Genomic DNA, 23,985 nt, shown 5'->3' with positions numbered 1-23,985 from the left:
TGACGGGGCTACCCGGCGCGGGCATCGTCGCCCGGAGGTGCGTCGGGCAGGACACGGAACCCGGACAGGCCCTCGGGCTCCTCGGCCACTCCCGTGCAGTGGATCACCAGGGCCGCCGGTGGGCCCTGGGCCGCCCAGCCGGCCATCTCGGCGACGTCGTCGGGCCGCCCTTCGAAGACGGCTTCCACGTCGCCGTTGTGGAGGTTGCGCACCCAGCCGGCCACGCCCCGTTCCTCGGCGAACCGACGACACGTGTCGCGGTAGAACACGCCCTGGACGCGGCCGCTGACGTGCACGTGCTGCCGTACGGTCATTTCTGTGGGCTCCCGTTCTCCCGTCGGCGGGCGGTGATGCGGTGCCGTTCCGGCCAGCGGACGTCGTAGGCCCAGCCGAGTCGCTCGAGCCAGCGGATCAGCCGGGCGCTGGCGTCGAGCTGGCCGGTGAGCACGCCGTGCCGGGCGCTGGTGGGGTCGGCGTGGTGGAGGTTGTGCCAGGACTCGCCGAAGGACAGCGGGGCCAGCCACCACACGTTGCCCGAGCGGTCCCGGCTGCGGAAGGGCTGCGAACCGCTCGCGTGGCAGATGGAGTTGATGGACCAGGTGACGTGGTGGACGAGGCAGATCCGGACCAGCCCGGCCCAGAAGAACGCGCTGAGCGCCCCCTGCCAGGACCGGGTCAGCGCCGCGCCGAGCATCGCGGGGAGCGTGACGGAGGCCAGGACCACGAGTCCGAAGCGCTTGGAGATGAGCATCAGCGCGCGGTCGCGGACCAGGTCGGGTGCGTAGGTGCGGGGCGAGGCGTGCGCGGTCTCGAAGAGCCAGCCCAGGTGGGCGTAGAACATGCCCTTGGCCAGGGCGCGCGGTGAGCGGCCGTACCGCCAGGGCGAGTGCGGGTCCCCGTCGCGGTCGGAGAAGCGATGGTGCTTGCGGTGGTCGGCCACCCAGGTGAGCAGCGGGCCCTGTACGGCGAGGCTGCCGGCCAGCGCGAGGGCGATCCTGAGCGGCCGCCTGGCCTTGAAGGAACCGTGGGTGAAGTGCCGGTGGAAGCCGACGGTGATGCCGAGTCCGCTGACGAGGTAGAAGACGACGGCGAGCACCGCGTCCGTGGGGCTCAGACCGTGCCGCCAGGCCAGCGGCACGGCGGCGAGGAGCGCCAGGAACGGTACGGCGACGAACACGCCGATCATGAGCTGCTCGCCGCTGGGCCAGGACCGCGCTCTGCCGGCCAGCGGGGTGGGTTCCGAGAACTCCGACAACAGGGGGACCTTTCGGCTCGGGGGCAGGTGCGCAGTGGCCGTCAGTCGACAGCGGTGAAGGCGAGCACGGCGTTCTGGCCGCCGAAGCCGAAGGAGTTGCTGACGGCGGCTCGTATCCGCTGCGGGCGGGGCGCCTTGGTGACGACGTCCAGGTCCATCGCCGGGTCGAGGGTGTCCAGGTTGGCGGTGGGCGGGATCAGCTGGTGGCGCAGGGTGAGGACGGTGCAGGCCGCCTCGATGGCTCCGGCGCCGCCGATGGCGTGCCCGATGGTGCCCTTGACTGCGGTGACGGGCGGGGGCCGGCGGAAGACCTGGTACAGCGCGTTGTGCTCGGCCGTGTCGCCCTGCGGGGTGGAGGTGCCGTGCGCGTTGACGTGGTCGACGTCCTCCGGGGCCAGGCCGGCGTCGGCGAGGGCGCCCCGGATGGCGCGGGCGGCGCCCTCGCCGTCCGGGTGCGGGGCGGTGAAGTGGTGGGCGTCGCAGGAGGCGCCGAACCCGGAGAGCAGGGCCGCGGGCCGGGCGCTGCGGGCGCGGGCGTCCTCCACGCGTTCCAGGACGAGCACGGCGGCGCCCTCGCCGAGCACGAATCCGTCGCGGTCGCGGTCGAACGGCCGGGAGGCCTCGTGCGGGCACTCGGCGCGGCGGGACAGGGCGCGCATCTGGGCGAAGCAGGCCGCGGTCATGCGCAGCCGGGCAGACTCGCTGCCCCCGGCGAGGACGAGGTCACAGGCACCGGACAGCAGCCAGTCGCGGGCCAGGCCGAGCGCACTGGTGCCGGAGGCGCAGGCGGTGCTCACGACCATGTTCGGGCCCTGCGCACCGAGGTCGAGGGCGATCTCGGCGGCGGCCATGTTCGGCACGCTGCGCGGCAGCGCGAGCGGCGAGACGCGCTCCGGGGTGCTGTGGGCGAGGCGGTCGAACTCGGCCTGCCAGCCCTGCATGGACCCGGTCCCGACCCCCATCACGACGCCGACGCGGGCCCCGTCCCAGCCGTGGGGGGTGAGCCGGGCGTCGGCGACGGCCTCTCGGGCGGCGAGCAGCGCGAAGGTGGTGAAGCGGTCCAGGCGGCGGCTGAGCCGGTGCCCGAGCAGTCCGGCCGTGTCGAGGTCGGGCACCCGGCAGGAGAAGGCCACGGGCAGCCCGTCGAGACCGGGGTCGGCGGTCGCGGTGGACTGTCCGGCGCACAGGCCCGCCCACGCCTCGTCGCGGCCGATACCGGCCGGTGTGACCAGTCCCAGTCCGGTGACGGCCACGGGGGCGCGCCGTGCCGGGACGCGTGCTTTCACAAGCTGCATGAGGCGTGATTATCCGGTCCGAAAGCGGCTGTTCCGGGCTACGACAACTCGTTCGGCCCAGGACGGCGGCCGCTACCACCCGGATGTGCGAACGTCGCTGACGAACGGTCACTCCGAACGTCCGCACCGCGCTCGAACAGGGGTCGGCGAGGGCGGTCTCCAGGTCGTCCGGCGGGCGGGGCGAGTCGGCCTGCGGGACGGCGGGAGCGGTGCGGACCGGGGACGCTGGGGCTGCGGGCGGGGGCGGTGGCTCATCCGCCGGCTGCTCGGCGCGGCTTCCGGAGGCGACCCGGTGGGTGGTCGTGCGAGGCGTCGTGGCGCGGCAGGCCGGTCTCCGGGTGGATGAGCAGCTGCGGCCCGTCCCGAACCGAGGGGCGCTGCTTCGCCGCGCTCCGAGCGGGCCGGCTCAGGCCCGCGAGTGGGCGAGCAACGCCGCGGCTGCGGTGCGCAGTTGTTCCGCCGCCGTGCCGCAGGCGGCCGCCTGACGTTCCAGGGCGGGGCGGCTCCACTCGGGTGCCGCCGAGCAGGCGGACAGCTCGGCCGCGGTGGCGAGCAGTCGCCGGGCGTAGCCGTCCATCAGGTCGGCGTCGGCGCGCAACCCGATCGCCTGGTCGAGGAGTTCGTCGGTCGACGGCAGGGCGCGGAGGGACTCGGTGACCATGGTGGCTCCCACTGACGGGTGTGCGTGCGGGGTCAGCGCGGCAGGACGGCGCCGGCGCTGCGGTGGAAGACGAACTGCGGGCAGGACAGCACGAAGTGCGGGAGGGCCGTATCGATGCCGAGCCGGCGCAGCTGCCCGGCCATGGGTTCGGCCGCGGCGGTGCCAAGGCGCAGCCGTACCCCGGTCCCGGTGTGCAGCCGCAGCCGTCCGTGGGTCCGGACCAGGGTGCGCACGGTGCTCTCGCCGCGCCTGCCGTAGAGGGTCCAGTCGGCCTCGGGGCAGCGCAGGCCCCGGCCGAGGCGTCCCTTGACGGCGAGCCCGAGTCCCGGTGCGGTGAGGCCGAGGTGGCGGCTCATCAGATCGGCTTCGGCGGCCATGCGCACCGCGGGCTGGCCCCAGATCTGCCGGGAGACGACGCGTGCCTCCTCGCTGCTGACGGCGAGGGAGAGGACGTAACGGCCGGTGCGGCGCAGGTCGACGCGGCGCAGCAGGTCGGCGGCGATGTCGTAGGGGCGCGGCCGCCACAGGTCGTCCACCAGCACCGACAGGGCGATCTCGGCGTACGGGCCGATCGTGGAGCAGCGGTGCTCGTACAGGGACAGCACCGCGAGCGCCCGTCGGCCCAGCCTGCTCGGCACCATCCAGGTGACGTCGGGCAGCAGGCCGCGCGCGGCCGCGGCGTCGACGGCGAAGCAGAGGTGGGCGGCTGAGGAGTCGTAGTAGCGCACCGGGACGTCGACGGGGCCGGTCGTGGTGGGGAGCGGGGTGGTGGGGACGGTGAGGAAGGGGTAGCCCTCGGGCGGCCGGGCACGGTCCTTGAGCCGGTAGGCCTGGGTGCGCACCACGGGGCCGCGGTAGGGGGCGAGCGCCTCGTCGACGTCCTTGCGGACCTCGGGGATGACGGTCCGCAGGTGCTCGGTGTACTCGCGGAGCATGTGGCACAGCGGGAACTCGCGCGTGGGTCCGGCGTAGTCGGCCTCGTACCGGTTGGGGTGCGGGTCGAAGGCGGAGCGGGCGTCCCGGCCGGCGAGGACGGGCACGAGGTCGTGCTGGTTGGTGATGGCTGCGACCCAGGTGCGCGGGTCGGCGGGCCTCCTGTTGTGGACCGGGGAACCCACCGCGATCACATGGGTGACCCGGTAGGCGCGGCAGAACTCCTCGTCCTGAGCGAGGTTCATCAGCGCGATCCCGCCCTCGCCGTGTCCGATCAGGGCGAGGTCGGCGCCGCGGGGGATGCCGTGGTCCGCGAGCGCGAGCAGGATCGAGCTGGTGTGGGGTGATTCGGCCGGGAAGAGGCTGCGCCAGGGGCCCACGAAGTCCTGCGGGGAGTCGTTGCGGGGGCGTCCGGGCGTCGTACCGGGCGCCTGGACGACGTACCGGACGACGCCGTCGGGACCGCGCACGTTCTGCACCAGGATCCGCCCGCCCGCGGACACCACCTCGATGTTGCGCAGGAAGCCGAGGAGGGAGCCTTCGGTGGCTATGGTCTGCCGCTCCTGGCCGGAGAGATCGACGGCCTCGGCCGCTCCCCCGCCCTGATCCGTGCCCGCCGGACGGGCGGCGCTGCCGCCGTGCACCGGACCGGCGGACCGGCCGGCACCGGCTGTGAGCGCCCAGCCGGTCTCGTCGTTCTCCGGGTCCTCGTCCAGCAGGGCGCGGACGGCGCGGAGTTCGGCCGTCAGCGGCACAAGGCCGGACAGGGCACGCTGGGCTCCCTGGTCCCTGAACAGGGCGCGCAGGGCCCGTACCGCCTCCAGGTCGCGGTCGGCGGTGACCGCGGTCGTCAGCCGGCGCATGCCCGGGTCGCGTGCGTACTCGGGGCGGTCGAACAGCACGGCGGCGATCCTCAGACGCAGGGAGGTGACGGCCACCAGCGCGGCCAGGCTCTCCCGGCCGAGCACCTCGCCGGCCGCGCCGAGCACACGTCCCATGCCCTTCGGTTCCGTGATCGCGGCGCCGCCGAGGCCGTCCCTGTTCGTCAGGGCACGCAGCAGCGCCCACCGGGCGGCGAGACCGGTACGGGGACGGCGGCGCGCGGAAGCGGTGAGGGCAGGCGCGAACAGCGCGGTGCGGGTGCGTGTGGACACCTCGCGGATGCCTTCGGCGACGTCCACCACGTCCCGTGCGCACCGGCGCAGCGACTCCTCGGCGTCCTGCTCGTCCGGGGCGGTCCGTCCGCGTATGTGGCCGTCCGCTCCCATGCGACGCTCCCTCGGCTCGACGACGTTCGACGGGCACGACCGCCCCTCGGGGACGCGGCCTCCCTCCTCATCGTCGGCCAGCGGCACCGCGCCCGCACCTTCGTCCACCCAGGTAGAGGATGTGTGCCGGCTCCGGTCCCGCGCGCGAGGGGCGCCGCGGCCACGTCCGTCCGACACCCGAACGGCCTACTGACCCGCTCCCCGACGACTCCCCGGTCAGGCCCCGGCCATGAGCCCGGCGGCGACCGTGGCGCCCAGCTCCCAGCAGGCCTGCACATCGCCCTTGCCGGGTTCGCCGGTGACGGTCACCGCCTCGGTGGCGCGGCGCCAGCCGAGGCCGGTGGTGAGGGCCTCGATGGCGCGGACGGCGCCGGTGACGTCGTTGCCGCCGTGCACGTAGTAGCCGAAGGGCCGGCCCCGGGTCTCGTCCAGGCAGGGGTAGTAGACCTGGTCGAAGAAGTGCTTGAGGGCGCCGGACATGTAGCCGAGGTTCGCCGGGGTGCCGAGGAGGTAGCCGTCGGCCTCCAGGACGTCGGAGGCGGTGGCGGAGAGGGCGGCCCGCCGTACGACGCGGACGCCCTCGATCTCCGGCGTGGTCGCGCCGGAGACGACGGCCTCGAACATGGCCTGGCAGTTGGGCGAGGGCGTGTGATGGACGATCAGCAAGGTAGGCACGTGCCGAACCCTGCCCTGCGGGCGCCGCGGTCCGCAAACGGCACCCGGCGCGCGGCATTGTGGGCGGTGGGACGGGAGTGCGACGATGCCGGGCACCTGGCGGGACACGGGAGGAGCGGTCTTGGGCGAGGACGAGCAGCGGGCGCCGGCAGCCGTGGTGTTCGACGCACTGGGTCTGGACTACGAGAAGGCGTTCGTGTCGTCCGAGGCGCACCGCGCCTCGCTGCGGTGGCTGCTGGACCGGCTGGATCCGGGCAGCCGGGTGCTGGACGTGGGCAGCGGGACGGGACGGCCGACCGCGCAGACCCTCGCCGAGGCGGGGCACAGCGTGCTGGGCGTCGACGTGTCCCCGGTGATGGTCGACATCGCCGCCCGGCAGGTGCCCGAGGCCGAGTTCCGGCTGGCCGACATCCGTGAACTGCCGCTCGCGGAGGGCTCGTTCGACGCGGTGTGCGGGTACTTCTCGCTGCTGCAGATGTCCCGCGCCGAGCAGTCCGCCGTCGTGTGCCGCATGGCGCGTGCCCTGCGGCCCGGCGGGCTCGCGGTGCTGGCCACCGTGCCCCTCGACGTCGAGGCCGTCGATGCGGTGTTCATGGGGCAGCCGGTGCGGGTGACGAGCTTCGCCGCCGGGGACTTCACGCGGCTGGTGACCGGGGCGGGCCTGACGGTCCTGTCCGAGGAGCACGCCACGTTCTCCCCGGCCCGTCCCGACGCCGTACCCGAGCCGCATCTGTTCCTGCACTGCAGGCGCGACAGGCACTGAGCACGCTCCCTTCACCTGCCCCCTCCTGATGCGTACGGCTGTGCCGATGCCCTCGGTTACAGTGGCGGCGCTCAACAGGAGGGGAAACGACAGTGCAGGTCAGGGTTGGGTCCGTGCGGGGCAGGGTGGTCCAGGCGGTGGTGCTGGCGGCGGTACTGGGAGGTTGCTCCCAATCGCCGGACGGGGAGGCGAAGGCGACGGGGAGCCCGTCGGCCGCCGGGAGCGCGGGGGCCGAGAGTGCCGTCGCGGCGCGCGGCGGCACCGTCGGCGCCGCCGGTTCGGCCTGCGAACTGCCCGTCAGCTTCGACATCGCCAAGAGCTGGAAGCCCAAGGGGATCGACGCCGAGAAGGAACTGTCGAAGGCGTCGAAGGGGTCGGACGGCGACCTCGGCGGAGCGGTCGCCGACGCCTTCCTCCGCCAGGGCCCGGTCACCACCGCCTGTGAGATCGACGCCAAGCCCGCCGGCAGGATCGGCTTCCTGCGGGTGTGGACCGGCGAGCCCGGCGACGCCGACGCACGCACCGTCCTGCGGCAGTTCGTCGCCGCCGAGGACAGCACCAGCAAGGAGAAGTACCGCTCCTTCAGGACGGCCAACGGTCTGTCCGGCGTGGAGGTGGAGTACCTCTACACGAGCAAGCTGCTGGAAGAGACGAAGAAGGAGAGCGCCCTGGCGGTCTCCACGCCCGACGGCCCGGTCGTGCTGCACCTCGGCGGGATGGACACCGAGGAGCACAACGCCATGGTGCCCGCCTACGAACTCGCGAAGCAGACCCTGCGCGTCCGCTGACGAGCACCGCGGCTCCGAACGACGGAACGGCGGCCGCACCGCTGGAGGGTGGGGCCGCCGTTCCGCCGTTCCGTGCGGTCAGTACCGCAGGCGCTTGGCCCGGAGCAGCATGACGAGGCCGGACAGGGCGAGCAACATGCCGATGGCTGCGGGCCACAGGTGTGCGCCGGTCTCGGCGAGGCCGCCGCCCTGGACCGCCTGGGGTTCCGTCCGGTCGGCGGGGGGCTGCTCCTGCGCGGCCGGGGACTTGGCGGCCTGACCGCCGGCAGGGGTCCGGGTGGCCTGGCCGACCTCGCCGGCGCCCGAGTGGGACGGCGCGGCCGGGGAAGCCTTGTCGGCCTTCGCGGGAGCGGTCTGCCCGCCCTCGCTGTCCTGCTTGGTGCGGCCGTCCTGCTGGGAGGACTGGCTGTCGTGCTTGGCGGGCTTGTCGTGCTTGGTGGTGTTCGCCGGCGAGGTCGTCGCGTCGGTCCTGGGCTCCTGCGTCGCTTCGGAGGAGGCCGGGGCGGGCTCGGCCGGGGCGCTCGTGGCGGGGTCGGCCGTGGCTCCGCCGGTGCCCGTGCCCGGGGCGTCCGACGCACCGTTGTCGTCGCTCGGGCTCGGGGCCGTGGTGGCACCGGAGTCGTCACCGCCGCGGGGTCCGCAGGTCCGGCCGGAGTTGATGCAGTCGACCATCTCGCGCATCAGGTCCTCGTCGAAGACGTTGATGAAGTCGCCGTGGTCGGTGACCGGCTTGTGCAGCTGCTCGGGGAAGGAGTCCACCGCGAAGAGCGGCACCGTCCGCCCGCCGTCGTCCAGGCTCGGCGCGGCGACGTCGTAGACGATGCGCTGGACCAGCTGCGGGATCGCCCGGAAACCCTCGGGACAGGCACCGTCGGGGCCGGCGAAGGCCACGTGGGTGCGGTGGTTGGCGCTGTCGATGTTGCGGCCGTCCCAGCAGCTCTGGAAGCGGAAGGTGCGCACCACGTCGCTGCCGGACGGACACAGCGGGTACTTGTCCTTCAGCTGCCGGTCCTCGAAACCGGTGCAGCTCCAGGAGGCGTTGGCGTTGGTGGGGCCGTTGACGAAGGCCTTGGCGTCGCCGGTGATGATGCGCAGCAGGCGTGGCATCTCCGTGACCTTGCCGCGCGGGCTGCCCACGAAGGTCAGCGTCACCTGCTTGGCCGTGACGATCTGGCCCGCGTTGCCCTCCGTGCCGCCGCCCGGGGCGCCGGCGTCCCGTTCCTGCTTGCCGTTCTGCAGCCGCAGCACCGGCCAGTAGTACGTGGACTTGTCGCCCTGGTCCACGCAGCTGGTCTGGGCGTTGGCCAGGACGTCGTCGCTGGCGAAGGCGTTGTTGGACTGGTTGCCGATGTAGTCGTGGAAGTGGTGGGCGCCGTTGGAGACGCCGGGTGCCACGATCACGTTGTCCGAGTTGAACAAGCCGCCTGCGTTGACACCGCACTCGGAGGTGAACGTGCCGCGCGAGGCGTCGTCCTGCTGGGGCGGGTTAGGCACGTTCGGCTGTACGGAGGTGATGTCCGCGTAGTCGGAGGCGACGGGACCGTTGCCGCCCTGGCCGGCGCCGTTCTGGCCCTGGCCGGAGCCCTGCTGGGCTCCGTCGCTCGGGGCGGCGCTGCCCTGGCCGGCGTTGCCGGTGTCGCCGCCCGCGCCGTCCTGGGCGGGGCGCAGGGTGCAGGCGGCCAGGGACTCCAGTCCTTCCGGCCGGTCACCCGCCTGGTCGATGGCGACGGCGATCCGCTCGATCGTGGCCGACCGCTTCTCCTTCAGCGGGTTCATGATGGGCTCGTCCGCGGCCGTGGGGTCCTGGCGCACGGACTCGGCCGACGCCTGAAGTTGCTGGTACGCGGCCGCTGTCTGCTGGTCCAGCTGGGCGAGTTCGCGGTCGACGGCCTCACGTGCGTCGTCCGGCACCGTCGTCAGGCGGCTGCCGACGTCCGGGCAGTCGATCGTGGCCATGCCCGCGGAGCGGACCTGTCCGGTCGCGTCGGTGCCGCCACCGCCCCATGTGCCCTCGGTGGCCGAGGCGTAGACATTCGCCGCGACGAGCCCGCCTCCGCCCAGCATCAGGGCGACCGCTGCGAAGGTCGCGCGTCGTGCACGGGTCGGGCGTCTGCGCGTGTTGCGTCCCACGGAAGTACCTCTGAGTCTGTCGAGCGGCTCGCATGGAAATCCCCCGCCCCATACGGATCCGAGCGCCCGAGTGTTCAGGCGTCCCGAGAATTCATCAGAATCTCATAGGCACCGCGCCACCCGAGGGTGCCTCATCTCGAATGCCAAGACGAACATCACATATCTGTATCGGACATTACGCACTTCAACCTTCACACGGGCCACACAAATTGGCTAGGTTGACGACCAGGCCGCACGGCTCCCCCGGCGAACCGCGCCGGGCCGCGTGGCCTCCGCCGAATCCGGTGCACCGTGGAGTGCGACCGGAGCCGGGGACCCGACCGACTTCGGGGTGAATCGGCCAACGCCCTTGCAGGCGAAGGCCGTAGGGCACGCCTTCCGGAACCGACCGCCCGAACCCGACAGCTGACTCGGTAGGCGGAGCACGGAAGGAGTGCGTCCCTTCATGGCGACGGACAGCCGCGACGAGGTCCGGCAGCGGATCAACTCCCTCTACGACCGTGCCGAGGTCGATACGGGGAACTTCAACGCGACACGGGCCATGGCGGGGGCGACACGGACTCGTGGTGTTCCGCTGGCCAAGCGGCCGGACCGGCGCTCGGATCCGGCGCTCGACGAGGTGGCCAGGGAGTGGTTCGAAGGGGCGCGGGCCAAGCTCGGCCCCTCCGTACCCGCGGTCCTGCCGGCGGACCGGATGCCCGACCGGCGGGCCGCCCCGGACCGCTCCTCGGACCGCGGTGGCGGCGATCGCCCCGGTGGTGACCGGGAGGCACCGGGACGCGGTCTGCCGGAGCTGCCCGCCGGACCTTCGGGGCTGACGGGTGCCCGTGCGCTGCCGGAGCTGCCGAGTGGGGCCGTGGCCGAGCTGACCGCTCGGCCCGTCCCCGAACTGACGAGCCGCGCAGTTCCCGAACTGACCAGCCGGGTCATGGAAGCAGCGGGCGACCGCACCGCGCTGGAACTCCCCGGCCGAGCCGCTGCCGAGCCGCCGAGCCGGGCCATGCTGGAACCGGCGGGCCGTACCTCGGCGCAGCCGGCCGCACTGCCTCTCCCCGCCGCCCCCGCGGCCCCGCAGCAGGAGCCCCGGGCACTGCCCGCCCCCGCCGCGGGGTCCCGGCGACCCGCCCCGGCGGCGTCCAAGGCGGAGAACCGGCGCAAACTCGCCGCGGCCCGGGACGTGTTGTCCCGCGGCAACACCCTGGCCGCCACGGCCGCCACGCCGGACGCCCTGGGCGCCGCGGGGGGCCAGGCGCCGCAGCCGGCCGGGGACCAGTGGCGCGCACCGCAGTGGGCGGCACCCGGTGTGTTCCCGGCACAGGATGCGGCCGGCTCGCTCGGCGCGGCCGCGCTTCCCGCCGGCACCGAGCCCTACGACCGCCCGGCCGCGACAGCCCCTCTGACCGACACGGGCTCCTTCGCCACGCCACTGCCCGCAGGCCTTCAGCCCGACACCGGGTCCTTCGCGGCGCCCCTTCCGGCCGACACCGGGTCCTTCGCGGCGCCCCTTCCGGCCGACACCGGCGCCTTCACCTTCCCCCTCCCGACCGACACCGGCGCCTTCGCCGCACCGCTTCCGGCCGACACCGGCGCCTTCGCCGCACCCCTCCCCACCGACACCGGGGCCTTCACCGCACCGCTTCCGGCCGACACCGGCGCCTTCGCCGCACCCCTCCCCACCGACACCGGATCCTTCACCGCACCGCTTCCCACCGACACCGGCGCCTTCACCTTCCCCCTCCCCACCGACACCGGATCCTTCGCGGCGCCCCTTCCGGCCGACACCGGCGCCTTCGCCGCACCCCTCCCCACCGACACCGGGGCCTTCACCGCGCCCGTAACCGCCGGCACCCCCACGTTCACCCCACCCCCAGTCCCCGCCCCTGCCCCTGCCCCTGCCCCTGCCCCAGTCGTCCCCTTCCCGGCCGGCACCGGCTCCTTCGCCGCGCCCGTCACCACCGTTTCCGCCACGACCGTTTCCACCACGACCGACACCGGCTCGTACGCGCCCGTCACCCCCACCCCGCAGTCGCCCCGCGCCCTACGCGCCGAGAAGGCCATCGCCTTCGCTCGGGCGCAGGTCGGGAAGCCGTGTGTATGGGGTGCGACGGGGCCGGACTCGTACGACTGCTCCAGCCTCACCCAGGCGGCATGGAAGACGGCCGGGGTCACACTGCCGCGGGCCGCGCACCAGCAGGCGCTCGGGGGCACGCCGGTCACGCTGGCCGGTCTCGAACCCGGTGACCTCGTCCTCTTCTTCGACGACGACCGGCATGTGGGCCTGCACACCGGCGACGGCATGATGATCCATGCGCCGGGCCCGGGGTCGTACATCCGCGAGGAGTCGATCTACGGCGCCGGGGAGGCGGCGATCCACCGGGTGATCCGGCCGGCGTGACGCCGCGGGCGGGCTCGCCTCAGCCCGGTCGGCGCCGTCGCGCGCGCCAGTTCTCGTAGTGGTCGAGCAGGGTCTCGGCCACCGGCCGGTAGGTGAGCCCCAGTTCGTCGACACCGCGGCGGTTGTCGACGCGGAAGCGGATGCCGAGGTGCTTGCGCATGTAGTCCTGGGTGAGGCCGAAGGAGGGACCCAGGATGCGTACCGGCCAGTGCGGGAGCGCGGTGCGCGGCAGGCGCGGGTCGTAGGGGTGGCGGGTGCGGATGATGCGTGCCATCTCGTGGAACGACGTCATCGCCTCGGCCGCCACGATGTAACGGCCCCTGGCCCGGGGGTTCTCGGCGGCCGCGATGTGCGCGTCGGCCACGTCCCGCACGTCGGCCGTGGTGAAGCTGAAGTCGGGGGCGCCGTAGCAGAAGTAGCCCTTGAACAGCTCGTCGAGGAGGAAGAGACTGCCGGACTCGGAGGCGGGGGGGAGGGAAGGGCCCAGTATCAGGCCGGGGTTGACGGACACCATGCGCCAGCGGTCCTGTGCGGCCTCGGCGTCCCAGGCCGCGCGTTCGGCGACGGTCTTGGCATAGTGGTAGGGGTTGTTCTCGGGCGTGCTGGTGGTGTTGAAGTACCGCTCGGACAGCACCTGGCCGTCCATGTGCAGGACGTCCGCGTAGTCACCGAACACCGCGCCCACGGTGGAGGTGAACACCAGGGTCCGGGCCTCCGGGGTCCGCTCGATGCTCGCCAGCACGTTGCGGGTGCCGAGCAGCGCCGGGTCCACCACGTCCCGCCGGGCGTCCCTGATCCGCTCCGGCATGAGGAACGGCGAGGCCACGTGGAAGACGACCGGGCAGCCGCGGAACGCCTCGTCGAACGAGCCCTCCTTCAGCAAGTCCGCCTCGAACAACGCCAGTCGGTTCGGAAACGCCTCCTGCATCTCCCACAGCGGCCGCACCTTCGCCGCGTCGCCGGTGCTGCGTACAGTGGTGCGGACCTGGTATCCCCGCTCCAGCAGCCGCCGTACGAGATGGCTGCCGACGAAGCCGCTGCCGCCGGTCACCACGACGGTCGTCTCCCCGCCTCCGCCCACGCGCCCTCCTCCGACGAGACCCCGGGCAGGAGACCTCCATAAGAGACCCCTGGAGAAGTCATAAGATCCACTTATGAGGTCATAGACCGGACCCGTGTACTAACTTAGGTCTGCCTTAGTCTAGGCTTCCCACTCGAGTATCTGATCACGCTCGAAGGGAACTGATCATGCCGCGCCCCCTGCGGGTAGCCATCGTCGGAGCCGGCCCCGCCGGGATCTACGCCGCCGACGCCCTGCTCAAGTCCGAGGTGGCCGCCGACCCCGGCGTCTCCATCGACCTCTTCGAGCGGATGCCCGCCCCGTTCGGCCTGATCCGGTACGGCGTGGCGCCCGACCACCCGCGCATCAAGGGCATCATCACCGCCCTGCACCAGGTGCTCGACAAGCCCCAGATCCGGCTGTTCGGCAACGTCGACTACCCGAACGACATCAGCCTGGACGACCTGCGTTCCTTCTACGACGCGGTGATCTTCTCCACCGGCGCGACGGCCGACCGGGATCTGCCGGTCCCGGGCATCGAGCTGGAAGGTTCGTACGGCGCCGCCGACTTCGTGTCCTGGTACGACGGCCACCCGGACGTGCCGCGCACCTGGCCGCTGGAGGCCGAGAAGGTCGCCGTGCTCGGCGTCGGCAACGTGGCGCTCGACGTGGCCCGGATCCTCGCCAAGACGGCGGACGAGCTGCTGCCGACCGAGATACCCGCGAACGTCTACGACGGCCTGAAGGCGAACAAGGCCGTGGAGATCCACGTCTTCGGCCGCCGTGGCCCGGCACAGGCCAAGTTCAGCCCGATGGAGCTGCGCGAGCTGGACCACTCCCCCAACATCGAGGTCATCGTCGACCCCGAGGACATCGACTACGACGCGGGCTCGATCGAGACCCGGCGCGGCAACAAGCAGGCCGACATGGTCGCCAAGACCCTGGAGAACTGGGCGATCCGGGACGTCGGCGACCGGCCCCACAAGCTGTTCCTGCACTTCTTCGAGTCGCCCTCGGAGATCCTCGGCGAGGACGGCAGGGTGGTCGGCCTGCGCACCGAGCGCACCGCCCTCGACGGCACCGGCAACGTCAAGGGCACCGGCGAGTTCAAGGACTGGGACGTCACCGCGGTCTACCGCGCCGTCGGCTACCTCTCCGACAAGCTGCCCAAGCTGCCGTGGGACATCGAGTCCGGCACGGTCCCGGACCAGGGCGGCCGGGTCATCGAGGAGAGCGGCAACCACCTCCGGTCGACGTACGTCACCGGCTGGATCCGGCGCGGCCCGGTCGGCCTGATCGGCCACACCAAGGGTGACGCCAACGAGACCGTGTCCAACCTGCTGGACGACTTCGCGAACGGCCGTCTGCACACCCCGGACTCCCCCGCGCCGGAGTCCGTGGACGCGTTCCTCGCCGAGCGCGAGGTCCGCTTCACCACCTGGGAGGGCTGGTACAAGCTGGACGCCGCCGAGCGAGCCCTTGGCGAGCCGCAGGGCCGTGAGCGCGTGAAGATCGTCGAGCGCGAGGACATGCTCCGGGAGAGCGGAGCCTGATTCCCGGGAGCGCCCTGGGAGGCCTCGGAAGCGAGTCCAACGAGGCCTCCCAGGGCCCCTGTTAGGGTCCTGAGGTGTTCTCCCTGCGTGAGCCCCTCTTCTTCACCCGCCTGCGCGAGGCGCGCCGGGTGCTCGTCGCCGGTGCGGGCGGCGGTTTCGACGTCTACGCCGGACTGCCCCTGGCGTTCGCACTGCGGTCGGCCGGTGCGGAGGTCCACCTGGCCAACCTGTCCTTCTCCGACCTGTACGGCCTGAATCTGGACACCTGGGTGGCGGAGGACGTCGCCGCCGTCCGTCCGGACACCCCGCTGCGCGGCGACTACTTCCCCGAGCGCGCGCTCGCCCGATGGCTCGGGTCGCAGGGGATGCCCGACACCGTGTACGCCTTTCCCCGTACGGGCGTCGAGCCGCTGCGCGCCGCCTACCGGGCGCTCCTCGATCATCTGGGCGGCGTGGACGCCGTCGTGCTGGTGGACGGCGGTACCGACATCCTGATGCGCGGGGACGAACACGGGCTCGGCACGCCGGAGGAGGACATGGCGAGCCTGGCCGCCGTCGCCGGTCTCGACGAGGTCCCGCACCGGCTGGTGGCCTGCCTGGGCTTCGGGGTGGACGCCTACCACGGCGTCAACCACTCCCTGTTCCTGGAGAACCTGGCCGCCCTGGACCGCGAGGGCGCTTATCTCGGCGCGTTCTCGCTCCCCGGGGCGAGCCAGGAGGGCGCGCTCTATCTCGACGCGGTGGCGCACGCCCAGCAGTGCCACGAGAGCCACCCCAGCATCGTCCACGGCTCGGTCGCGGCCGCCGTGCGCGGGGACTTCGGTGACGTGCGGTTCACCGAGCGCACCCGGGACAGCGAGCTGTTCGTCAACCCGCTGATGTCCCTCTACTTCTGTGTGGACCTGCCCGCGCTGGCCCGTGCGAACCTCTACCTCGACCGACTGGAGGGCACGATGCTGATGCGGCAGATCAGCTCGGCGATCGCCGGGTTCCGGGACGAGCTGCCGCGCCAGCGGGCGCCCCGGGCGTTCCCGCACTGAGCCGGGGCGCGCCGGTCACGACAGTTCCGGCTCGGCCGCGGCCAGGTCCCGGCGGCCGACCACCGCGAGCGTCGGGGTCAGCAGGGCGAGCGCGGCCGTCTGCACGAGACCGCCGCCGAGGTAGGCGCCGGGCACGGGCACATGGAGCCAGGGATAGAGAGCCGCGACCCGGACGGCCAGGATCAGCAGGCCGAGAGCGGCCAGGGCGAGCGCGCCGCCCGGTGTCGTACGGTCACCGCTCCGGGTCTGCCACAGGAGCCAGCCGGACGCGCCGACGACGAAGCAGCTCGCGGGGGCCCACGCCAGGTCGGGGAGGGCGGGCAGCACCACGATGGACGCCCCCATCACCACGCAGGCGGTCATGAGGACCAGCCCTGGGGTACCGGCGGGGAGCCGGGCCGGGGGTGCGTCCCGGTGGTGGGAGGCGCACAGCGCGAGGGCCGGCAGCCAGGCCAGAAGCCCGAAGGAGGCGGCGAACGCCGGGTCCGCGGGGACCATGGCGCCCGTCAGCGGGCCGAGCAGCGGCCAGAGGGTGGGCAGCGCGGCGCACAGCGCGGCCGTCCGGGCGAGGCGTCGGCGGTCGTGAAGGAGGGCGAAGTACGCGACCGTCCACAGCAGCGGAAGGATCCACTGGGCGGCGGTGACCACCGCGGTGAGCAGTCCCTGGCCGGTGAACTGCGACAGGAACAGGTGCCGCCCCGAGCCGCCCCGGCCGACGGCCCAGGTCAGCTCCAGGACCAGCTCGACGACCCCCGCGGCCGCCTGGACCAGCACGGCGAACAGCGCGAAGAGCCGGACGGTCGAGCCGAGGAGGACGTAGCGGCGCGGCGCCCCCGGCGCTCCCAGCCGGCTGCGCACGGCGAGGGCCGCGATGCTCGCCGCCTCGCCCAGGGTGGGCCGGCTCTGGTCCTGTGTGTCGCGGTCGACGTCCCACAGGTACGTCTCGACCATCTCCTCCTCCCGTTCACGCCGGTAGTAGGCGGGGAGCAGGCGAAGGACGGCACGGTAGCGGGATTCCAGCAGCGTGGTCATGCGAAGCCTCCCGCGAGTCCGGGTGCCGTGGGGCGTTCGGGGGCGGTGTCGGCCGGTGCGGCGGCCCGGCGGCCCTCGGCGATGCGCCGCTTGGCGGCACCGGCGCCGGCGGCCATGCGCTCCGCCTCCGCGTCGAGGGCCGCCACTCCGTCCTCGGTGAGCCGGTAGTAGCGCCGCAGGCGGCCCTGCTGCACCTCCTCCCGGTCCAGCACGATCAGTCCGTCGGCGGTCAGCCGGTCCAGCACCCCGTAAAGGGTGCCGACCCGCAACTGCACCTCTCCGTCGGACAGCTCCTCGACCTCGCGCAGGATGCCGTAGCCGTGCCGCGGCTGGTCGGCCAGCGCCGTGAGGACGAAGAACGCCGCTCTGGTCATGTTCCTCGATGCCATGCGAGCAGAATATATCGGCAGCCGATATATATCGAGTCGTGTGCCGGGCGGGCACGGCCGTCCCGGGCGAGACCCGGCGGGCTCGCCGCGCATGGTGAACGGGGCCTGCCCCTGAACGGATGGGAGGGCGGACCCCGTTCGACGGACAGTTTTCGGTACCGAGGGACGGTCCGGGGACGTGTGAACAGCGCTCATGTGAGGCGGGCGCCGCGTCCCCCGGGTGCGGGGCGCACACCCCGTACGCGGGGCGCACGGCCGCGGCGGCGCGCCACCCCGGGGCCCCGCCCGACCCGTACCGCCCCCGGGCGGTGATACTGGGAGGCGCACCCGCCCCCATCAGCAGATTGGCCCATGTCGAACTCCGCCACCGACCACGCCACCATTCCGCAGACCCTCTGGGCGGCCCGGGGCCGCCACACCGGTCCCACCGCCGAGGACGTCGTCCGCCGCACCCTGCGCCGACACAGGGAGAGCGGGGACATCGACGACTTCGCCGAGCCCCCTGTGACCGGGGAATCCCCCGAGCAATCCCGCGAACAGATCTTCGAGGCGCGCTGGCGGGCCGACAGCACCGTGGCCGTGCGGGCCCGCCTCACCCTCGTCCCCCTGCAGGACCGGCCCGAGGGGCGGCAGTGGACGCTCGTCGCGGAGGCGGAGCGCCCCTGGGACGAGGCCTGGCCCTCGCCTGCGACGCTGTTCTGGCCCGAGGCCGGGCCGGCGGAGGGCGCCGACGGTGCCTGGGACCACCACCCCACCGTGGCGGGCCTGCGCTTCCGGCAGGTGAACGCGCTGCCCGAGGACGACAAGGAGATGCGGCGCCGGCTGCGGGGCGCGTCCCGCGAGGCGTGGTGCGTGAACCTCGTCGTGCACGAGGCGATGACCCCGGACGAGCGCGGCCGGCTGCCGCTGGCCCAGCTGCTGCCGCCCGGGCTGCGGCACCGCGTGCTGGAGCACCGGGCCGCGCCGCAGCAGCTCCGAGCCGTCAACTGGGCGTTGAAGGACCTCGGCGTCGAGGTGCCGCGCGGCGGTGCCGTACTGCTGCCACCGGACCCCGCGCCGGAGGGCTACGACCGCCGGGAACACAGTGTGCGCAGCGTCTTCCTGGACGGCTCCGAGCCGACCGAACTCGTCGCGACCCTGCGGCAGTTCGCCGCCCTGCCCCGGCCGCTGCCGCGGGGCGCCGCGGAGGCGCTGGCGGACCTGCGCGACAACTGGACCCTGCTGACCCTCCAGGAGGAGCTGGAGCGGGAACGCCGACTGGTCGCGATGTACGCCGAGGCGCTGGAGGCCATGACGAAGTCCCGGGACCTGTACCGGGAGGCCGCCGAGCAGGCCCACCAGGCACTGGCCGCCTACCGCGACGCGCCCGCCCCGCACACCTCGCCCCGCCGGCCGGAGCGGCCCGGCGACCGGACGCCCTCCGCGCTGCAGCAGTTGACACGGACCTTCGAACGGCTGAAGTTCAGCACGAAGGGTTCGCGCCCGGACGCCTCCCCCGACGGCGACGGCACGGACACCACCGACCCGGCGTGAGCCAGGAGGGACAGGAGGCCGCATGGATTCCACCACGACCCTGCTGGTGATCGTCGGCGTCGTCGCGGCGCTGCTGCTCGGCGTGGCCGTCTGGCTGCTCGTGCGGCTGGTGCGCGCCCGGCGGACCCTGCAGCGGGCCGGGCTGCCGACGGGGCCGCGCTGGGTGTTCTGGGGCGCGATCCTGTATCTGGTGCTGCCCACCGACCTGTTGCCCGACCCGGTCTACCTGGACGACATCGCCGTCCTGCTCCTCGCGCTGCGCAGCCTGCGCGCCGCCCGCACGCTGCCGCCCGGACCTGCGGAGTACTGAACTTCCCCTGCGCGAGGGCCGGTTGCCGCATCATGGAGCGATGCAGCCCACTTTCACCGGGATCCCCGATCGGCCGGTCTCCCCCGACGTCGCCGTGGTCGTCGACGTGATGCGCGCGTTCACCGTCGCCGCCTGGGCGTTCCGGCGCGGCGCGGAGAAGATCGTCTTCGCCGGTACGCAGGAGGAGGCCCTGGGGCTGAAGACCCGCCACCCGGGCTGGCTGGCGTTTCAGGACGGGCCGCCGGTGCCGGGGTTCGACCTGGCCAACTCGCCCGCCCTGCTGCGCTCGCTCGACGTGCGGGGCCGCACGGTCGTGCAGAAGACCACCGCCGGGACGGCCGGAGCGCTGGCGGTCGCGGACGCGCGGCTGCTGCTGTGCGCGAGTTTCCTGGTGGCCGGGGCGACCGCCGAGGTCCTGCGGCGAGCCCGGCCGGACACGGTGACCTTCGTCGTCACCGGGGACGGCGGGCGGGCCGAGGAGGATCTGGCCTGCGCCCAGTACATCGCGGCCCGCGCCGGCTCACCCACCGCCGATCCCGCGCCCTACCTGGACCGGGCCCGGCACTCCGACGGCGCCGCCCGGCTCGCGAAGGGTGTTCGACTCGGCTGGGAGGGTGTCCACCCCGAGGACGCTGCGATGTGCCTGGAGGCGGACACGTTCCCGTTCGCCATGGCGGCGACCCGCATGGACGGCCACTTGGTGCTCCGGCCGGTGGCCGTGGATGCGGGGGCCTGACCGGGCGCCCGTCCACGCGGCTACGGCGGCCCGGTCCGACGCCCGTCGGCGCGGGTACGACGGCCCGGTCCGACACCGGTCGGCGCGGGTGCATCAGCCAGGCTCGACACCCCTCCGCGCGGCTGCGGCGGCCTGGCCCGCCGTCCGCCGGCACAGCCACGGCGCCGCGCTCAGCATTCCTCCGTACGGCGGGCGTCAGCCGTCACGAGCGTGGCGAGCAGCCCCACGAGCGCAGCGACCGCGGCAGTCGCTGCCACCGTGCCGGCGAGCCACGGTGGGGCCAGGAGGGCGGACCGGAGCCAGGTCCGGTCCTGGTGGCCGATGGTGCCGCCGAGTACCTGCACCGCGGCGAGCGCGGTGGTGAACAGCAGCGACACGGTGGCCGCGGCCAGTCGGACCGGTACCGTCCGAACCGGCAGTACGAGGGCCAGCAGGACGCAGAGCCCCGAGGCCGTCAGGGTGGCCTGCAGGACAGGCTGGGACAGGCCCTCCCAGTAGCGCGGTGCGTGTGCCGCACCGCAGAGGAACATCAGCAGGGCGGCGACGCGGGCCGGCCACTTGGGCGTCTTCGGGGACCCGGACCCGCCATCCGGGGTGCGCTCGCCGGTCCGCCCGGGCCCCGGGGCAGCCTCGTCCGGTACCGGGGTGGCTTCGTCCGGTGCCGGAACGGCGATGGCGACGGCGGGCTGCGTGTCGACAGGCACCGGGGCCCTCTCGACGGGCACCGGTGCCGGCCCGGCGGCCTCCGCCACCATCGGCTCGGGCAGCGCCGTCCCGTGCGCGGGCCGCTCGGCGGCGAGGCGGGCGATCAGCTCGGCGAGCTCCTCGACGGGGCGGCCGACGGCCACCGCCTCGACCGCGGCACGCACGCAGTGGGGCTCCACGGGGGTACTGCGCAGCAGTTCCATCAGCCGGGTGACCTCCTCCAGCGGGCGGCACTCGGCGGCGGCGCGGATCGCCTCGTCGGCGCTGCCGCTGGTGCGGGGCGGCCGGGTGAGGAGGGTGACCAGGCGGGTGACGTCCTCCAGGGACCGGCCGACACCGGCCGCGCGCAGCGCCTCGGTGGTGGTCCGGGCGTGCTCGGGCCGCCGTTCCAGCAGCGTGATGAGCCGGACGACGTCCTCCAGGGGGCGGTCGGCCACGGCCGCGCGGACCAGACCGGGCAGGGGATCCTCGCAGGGGTCCTCCGCACACGGGGCCTCGGGGCTCGCCCCCAGGAGCACCTCGGGCCAGGTGTCGGGGTCGGGGGACGGGGCGGCGACCGCGGTGGCGGCCGGTGCGGCGGGTATGCCGGAGGAGTCGTCGGGACGGGGCGACGGAGAGCTGGTCATCTGGGCTCCAGAGGAAGGGTGCGGCCACACCGGCGTGCCGCGCGCGGCGCGGAATCACGCAGTCCGCGGGGCGGAATCACGCAGTCCATTACTAGGAGCGCGTACGACGCCCCGCCACCCGGGTGCGGCACAGGTGTGAAGTGCGCGGTACCAGGTCCGTACGGGCCCCTCCCCAGGGCCGCGACCCTGCAGTACCGTCTTCTCCCGCCCAGGTGCGTCACGCCACCCACGAGGCGCATTCTTGTGTCATCCACCCGGCGGTACGGGACGAGGTAGGGCCCATGGCTGGGAGCGGAGAGCCGGCGGTCCGTTCGCGGGCGCGGCTGACCACGCTGCTGGTCGACGCCTCGACCGGCGCGCTCGGCGCGGCCGGAGCGCACGTGGCGGGCGTGTACCTGCGCTCCAGCACCCCGGGGCTGCTGCGCCTCGCGGTGCTCGTCGGGCTGCCCGGCCCGCTCTTCCGGCCCTGGTGGCGACTGCACGTCGGCCGGCCCTTCCCGGTGGCCGACGCCTACCGGCTGGGCGTCCAGGTGGTGCTGTCGAACGCCACGGACACGGTGCGCCGGTATCCCCAGTTCGCGGCGGGTCTGCCCTTCCCGTTCGGCTCGGTGCACGTGCCCGTGCCGGGCGGGACCGAGCCCCTCGGGGTGCTCACCGTGCTGCGCCCGGCGGCGACGGACACCGTGGACGACCTGCTGGACCGCGAACTGCTCGCACGGCTCGCCGAGGGCCTCGGAGCCGAGCTGCTCGCTCTCGCCGACGGGGACGAGGCGGTCATCGCCTGGGACGGGGAACCCCATTGTGTACGACCGCCCGCCACCCGGCCCGCGCAGGCGCGCGTGGGGCGCTTCACCTGGGATCCGGAAACGTCGGCGGTGCACCCGGACGACCGGCTGTACGCGCTGCTCGGGCTGGATCCGGCGGAGTTCGCGGGGACCGGCCCGGCGCTCGCGGACGCCGTGTCCCCGGCCGAGGCGCACCGGATCCTGGCCGCACTGCGCGACGCGGGCGCCGGGAAGCCGCCGGCCGCGCCCCTGAACGTGTGGTCGGCGGAAGGGACCCCGCGCCTCGTCGACCTGGCCCCGGCGACCGAGGCCCGCGAGGCGTCCCTGGTCGCCGGAACCGTCTTCGACCCCGGCCCGGGTGCCTCGGCTGACGGCGCGGCCGACATGCTGCCGCAAGGGGTGTTCTGCCTGGACCGGCTCGGGCTGCTCGTGTACGTCAACGCGGCCGCGGCGCGCATGGCGGGCCGGGAGCGGGCGTGGCTGCTCGGCCGTCCGCTGTGGGAGGCGATGCCGTGGCTGGGCGGTCCGCCGTACGACGACCATCTGCGCAGCGCGCTGCTGTCCCAGGAGCCAGTGCACGTGCACGTCCGGCGTCCGGCCGCCGGCCGTGCGGCAACCGGTGGGGGCGACTGGCTCGCCCTCTCGGTGCATCCCGGCCCGGACATCCTGACCTGCACGCTCGTCCCGGCCAGCCATGTCGACGCGCCCGCCGAACCCTCTTCCGAAGGCCCGGCCGAGGCCGAGCCGCACACCCCGGAGGACTCGGTGCCCGGCGATCACTCGCTGACGCCGCTGTACCGGCCCATCGCCCTCGCCATCGCGCTGACGGACGCCGTGACCGCCCGGCAGGTGTCTGCGGTCGTGATGCAGGAGCTGCTGCCCGCGTTCGGCGGCCGCCGCCTGGCCATCTACCTGCTCCAGGACCGGCATCTGTACCTGGCCTGGGAGACCGGATTCCCGCAGGGCTTCCTCTCCCCCTTCGAGGGCGTCGGCCTCGACGCGCACCTGCCCGGCGTGGAGACCCTCACGACCGGCCGTCCGATCTTCTTCGAGTCCATGCAGCAGCTGGCGGCCACCTACCCGGGCATACCCCTGGACGCCGAGGAGGGCGCCCGTGCCTTCCTGCCGCTGATCGCGTCGGGGCGGCCGGTCGGCTCCTGCATCCTCGGCTTCGACCGGTCGCGCAGCTTCAGCACGGAGGAGCAGACGGTCCTGACCGCGCTCGCCGGGCTGATCGCGCACGCGATGGAGAAGGCACAGCGCTACGACACCGAGGCCGCGCTCGCCCGCGGCCTGCAGCAGGCCCTGCTGCCCCGGCGGCTGTCGGCGCACCCGCAGGTGGAGACGGCGGGCCGCTATCTGCCGGGCACCCAGGGCATGGACGTCGGCGGTGACTGGTACGACGTCGTCGAGGCCGGGGACGGGCTGGCGCTGGTCATCGGCGATGTGCAGGGGCACGGGGTGCAGGCGGCGGCCACCATGGGCCAGCTGCGCAGCGCCGTACGCGCCTTCGCGCTCGGCGACCGGCCGCCCGACGAGGTGCTGAGCGGCACGAACCACCTGCTCATCGACCTCGATCCGGGCCAGTTCGCCAGCTGCTGCTACGTCCGTCTCGACCCGGCCACCGGGCAGGCCCGGGCCGCCCGGGCGGGACATCCGCCGCCGCTGCTGCGCCGCCCCGACGGACGTACCGAGATACTGGACATCCCGGGCGGTGTCGTCCTCGGGGTGGATCCGTGCGCCCAGTACCCGGTGACCGATCTGCGGTTGGAGCCGGACGCGATCCTCGCCCTGTACACCGACGGCCTCGTGGAGCGGCCCGGCGCCGACATCGACGACGGCATCACCGCGCTGCGCCTCGCGCTGGCGAGGGCCGGCGGGGTCGCCGGACGGCGCGGCGGCCGGTCCCTGGCCGGGGTCGCGGACCGGATCACCGCCACCGCCCGGCACGCCGTCGACCGCCCCGACGACGTGGCGCTGCTGCTCGCCACCCGGCGCACCCCGCACCGCCGGTGACCGGAGCCCGCCGCCGGAACAGGCGGCTCTCGCCTCG

The 23,985-nt window shown here is 73.8% G+C and carries 20 protein-coding genes and 1 riboswitch; of the genes, 9 read left to right on the top strand and 11 right to left on the bottom strand.

All coding sequences use genetic code 11. The features are described 5' to 3' along the window. Nucleotides 1-8: 8 nt before the first annotated feature. The 6 genes from FB157_RS22355 to FB157_RS22330 all read right to left on the bottom strand — a co-directional run bounded on the left by FB157_RS22355 (nt 9) and on the right by FB157_RS22330 (nt 6,087). Nucleotides 9-314, bottom strand: a complete 306-nt coding sequence (locus tag FB157_RS22355) for an acylphosphatase (protein ID WP_145882374.1) — start codon at nt 312-314, stop codon at nt 9-11. After that, a complete protein-coding gene (locus FB157_RS22350; protein WP_261386435.1) occupies nt 311-1,255 on the bottom strand; it encodes a fatty acid desaturase in 945 nt (314 codons plus the stop codon). The genes FB157_RS22355 and FB157_RS22350 overlap by 4 nt, the downstream gene beginning before the upstream one ends. A gap of 41 nt (nt 1,256-1,296) precedes the next feature. Then, entirely contained in the window at nt 1,297-2,550 is a 1,254-nt protein-coding gene (locus tag FB157_RS22345) for a beta-ketoacyl synthase (protein WP_145882373.1), read from the bottom strand. Nucleotides 2,551-2,956: 406 nt separating this feature from the next. After that, complete coding sequence (locus tag FB157_RS22340; protein WP_145882372.1) at nt 2,957-3,211, bottom strand: hypothetical protein; 255 nt, start codon at nt 3,209-3,211, stop codon at nt 2,957-2,959. A gap of 32 nt (nt 3,212-3,243) precedes the next feature. Continuing rightward, nucleotides 3,244-5,412 carry an acetoacetate decarboxylase family protein gene (locus tag FB157_RS22335; protein WP_145882371.1) on the bottom strand — a complete coding sequence of 723 codons (2,169 nt, stop codon included), beginning with the start codon at nt 5,410-5,412 and terminating at the stop codon, nt 3,244-3,246. Nucleotides 5,413-5,628: 216 nt separating this feature from the next. Further along, entirely contained in the window at nt 5,629-6,087 is a 459-nt protein-coding gene (locus tag FB157_RS22330) for a flavodoxin family protein (protein WP_145882370.1), read from the bottom strand. A gap of 85 nt (nt 6,088-6,172) precedes the next feature. Between FB157_RS22330 and FB157_RS22325 the strand changes: the two genes are divergently transcribed. Together FB157_RS22325 and FB157_RS22320 are read left to right on the top strand one after the other, a co-directional pair. Continuing rightward, nucleotides 6,173-6,850, top strand: a complete 678-nt coding sequence (locus tag FB157_RS22325) for a bifunctional 2-polyprenyl-6-hydroxyphenol methylase/3-demethylubiquinol 3-O-methyltransferase UbiG (protein WP_145882369.1) — start codon at nt 6,173-6,175, stop codon at nt 6,848-6,850. A 92-nt stretch (nt 6,851-6,942) separates the two neighbouring features. After that, nucleotides 6,943-7,638 (top strand): lipoprotein, encoded by a 696-nt coding sequence (locus FB157_RS22320; RefSeq protein ID WP_145882368.1) that lies wholly within the window; start codon nt 6,943-6,945, stop codon nt 7,636-7,638. 78 nt (nt 7,639-7,716) lie between these two features. On the opposite strand, the gene FB157_RS22315 is transcribed toward FB157_RS22320, so the two are convergent. After that, nucleotides 7,717-9,702, bottom strand: a complete 1,986-nt coding sequence (locus tag FB157_RS22315) for a DUF1996 domain-containing protein (RefSeq protein WP_145882427.1) — start codon at nt 9,700-9,702, stop codon at nt 7,717-7,719. 329 nt (nt 9,703-10,031) lie between these two features. Then, nucleotides 10,032-10,203, top strand: a riboswitch (cyclic di-AMP (ydaO/yuaA leader). 10 nt (nt 10,204-10,213) lie between these two features. Between FB157_RS22315 and FB157_RS48595 the strand changes: the two genes are divergently transcribed. Next, nucleotides 10,214-12,163, top strand: a complete 1,950-nt coding sequence (locus FB157_RS48595) for an NlpC/P60 family protein (RefSeq protein ID WP_261386434.1) — start codon at nt 10,214-10,216, stop codon at nt 12,161-12,163. A gap of 19 nt (nt 12,164-12,182) precedes the next feature. On the opposite strand, the gene FB157_RS22305 is transcribed toward FB157_RS48595, so the two are convergent. Continuing rightward, on the bottom strand, nt 12,183-13,244 hold the full coding sequence (locus tag FB157_RS22305) for an NAD-dependent epimerase/dehydratase family protein (RefSeq protein ID WP_145882367.1): 1,062 nt from the start codon (nt 13,242-13,244) through the stop codon (nt 12,183-12,185). A 167-nt stretch (nt 13,245-13,411) separates the two neighbouring features. On the opposite strand from FB157_RS22305, the gene FB157_RS22300 reads away from it, so the two are divergent. Next, the gene (locus FB157_RS22300) at nt 13,412-14,776 is read left to right on the top strand and encodes an FAD-dependent oxidoreductase (protein WP_145882366.1); all 1,365 of its coding nucleotides are present in this window, start codon (nt 13,412-13,414) and stop codon (nt 14,774-14,776) included. 74 nt (nt 14,777-14,850) lie between these two features. Then, nucleotides 14,851-15,816 carry a DUF1152 domain-containing protein gene (locus FB157_RS22295; RefSeq protein ID WP_145882365.1) on the top strand — a complete coding sequence of 322 codons (966 nt, stop codon included), beginning with the start codon at nt 14,851-14,853 and terminating at the stop codon, nt 15,814-15,816. Nucleotides 15,817-15,831: 15 nt separating this feature from the next. Here the strand turns inward: FB157_RS22295 and FB157_RS22290 are convergent, their stop codons facing one another. Both FB157_RS22290 and FB157_RS22285 read right to left on the bottom strand, forming a co-directional pair. Then, nucleotides 15,832-16,848 carry a hypothetical protein gene (locus FB157_RS22290; RefSeq protein WP_145882363.1) on the bottom strand — a complete coding sequence of 339 codons (1,017 nt, stop codon included), beginning with the start codon at nt 16,846-16,848 and terminating at the stop codon, nt 15,832-15,834. Further along, nucleotides 16,845-17,222: a PadR family transcriptional regulator gene (locus FB157_RS22285; RefSeq protein ID WP_145882426.1), complete on the bottom strand. Its 378-nt coding sequence runs from the start codon at nt 17,220-17,222 to the stop codon at nt 16,845-16,847. The genes FB157_RS22290 and FB157_RS22285 overlap by 4 nt, the downstream gene beginning before the upstream one ends. A 366-nt stretch (nt 17,223-17,588) precedes the next feature. On the opposite strand from FB157_RS22285, the gene FB157_RS22280 reads away from it, so the two are divergent. The 3 genes from FB157_RS22280 to FB157_RS22270 are packed head-to-tail and all read left to right on the top strand — an operon-like array spanning nt 17,589 to nt 19,816. Next, entirely contained in the window at nt 17,589-18,770 is a 1,182-nt protein-coding gene (locus FB157_RS22280; RefSeq protein ID WP_145882361.1) for a hypothetical protein, read from the top strand. A 22-nt stretch (nt 18,771-18,792) separates the two neighbouring features. Continuing rightward, entirely contained in the window at nt 18,793-19,080 is a 288-nt protein-coding gene (locus tag FB157_RS22275) for a DUF1232 domain-containing protein (protein WP_145882359.1), read from the top strand. Between the two features lie 40 nt (nt 19,081-19,120). Next, nucleotides 19,121-19,816, top strand: coding sequence for a 2-phosphosulfolactate phosphatase (locus FB157_RS22270; protein ID WP_145882357.1), 696 nt, complete (start codon nt 19,121-19,123; stop codon nt 19,814-19,816). 170 nt (nt 19,817-19,986) lie between these two features. Here the strand turns inward: FB157_RS22270 and FB157_RS22265 are convergent, their stop codons facing one another. Further along, complete coding sequence (locus tag FB157_RS22265) at nt 19,987-21,147, bottom strand: hypothetical protein (protein ID WP_261386431.1); 1,161 nt, start codon at nt 21,145-21,147, stop codon at nt 19,987-19,989. A gap of 281 nt (nt 21,148-21,428) precedes the next feature. Between FB157_RS22265 and FB157_RS22260 the strand changes: the two genes are divergently transcribed. Further along, complete coding sequence (locus FB157_RS22260) at nt 21,429-23,948, top strand: SpoIIE family protein phosphatase (RefSeq protein WP_145882355.1); 2,520 nt, start codon at nt 21,429-21,431, stop codon at nt 23,946-23,948. Nucleotides 23,949-23,985 lie beyond the last annotated feature (37 nt).

It is taken from the genome of Streptomyces sp. BK340, assembly GCF_007827595.1.
In the GTDB taxonomy this organism is placed as follows: domain Bacteria; phylum Actinomycetota; class Actinomycetes; order Streptomycetales; family Streptomycetaceae; genus Streptomyces.
The sequence above is the reverse complement of the archived record's forward strand: the minus strand, read 5'-3'. Positions and strand labels throughout refer to the sequence as shown.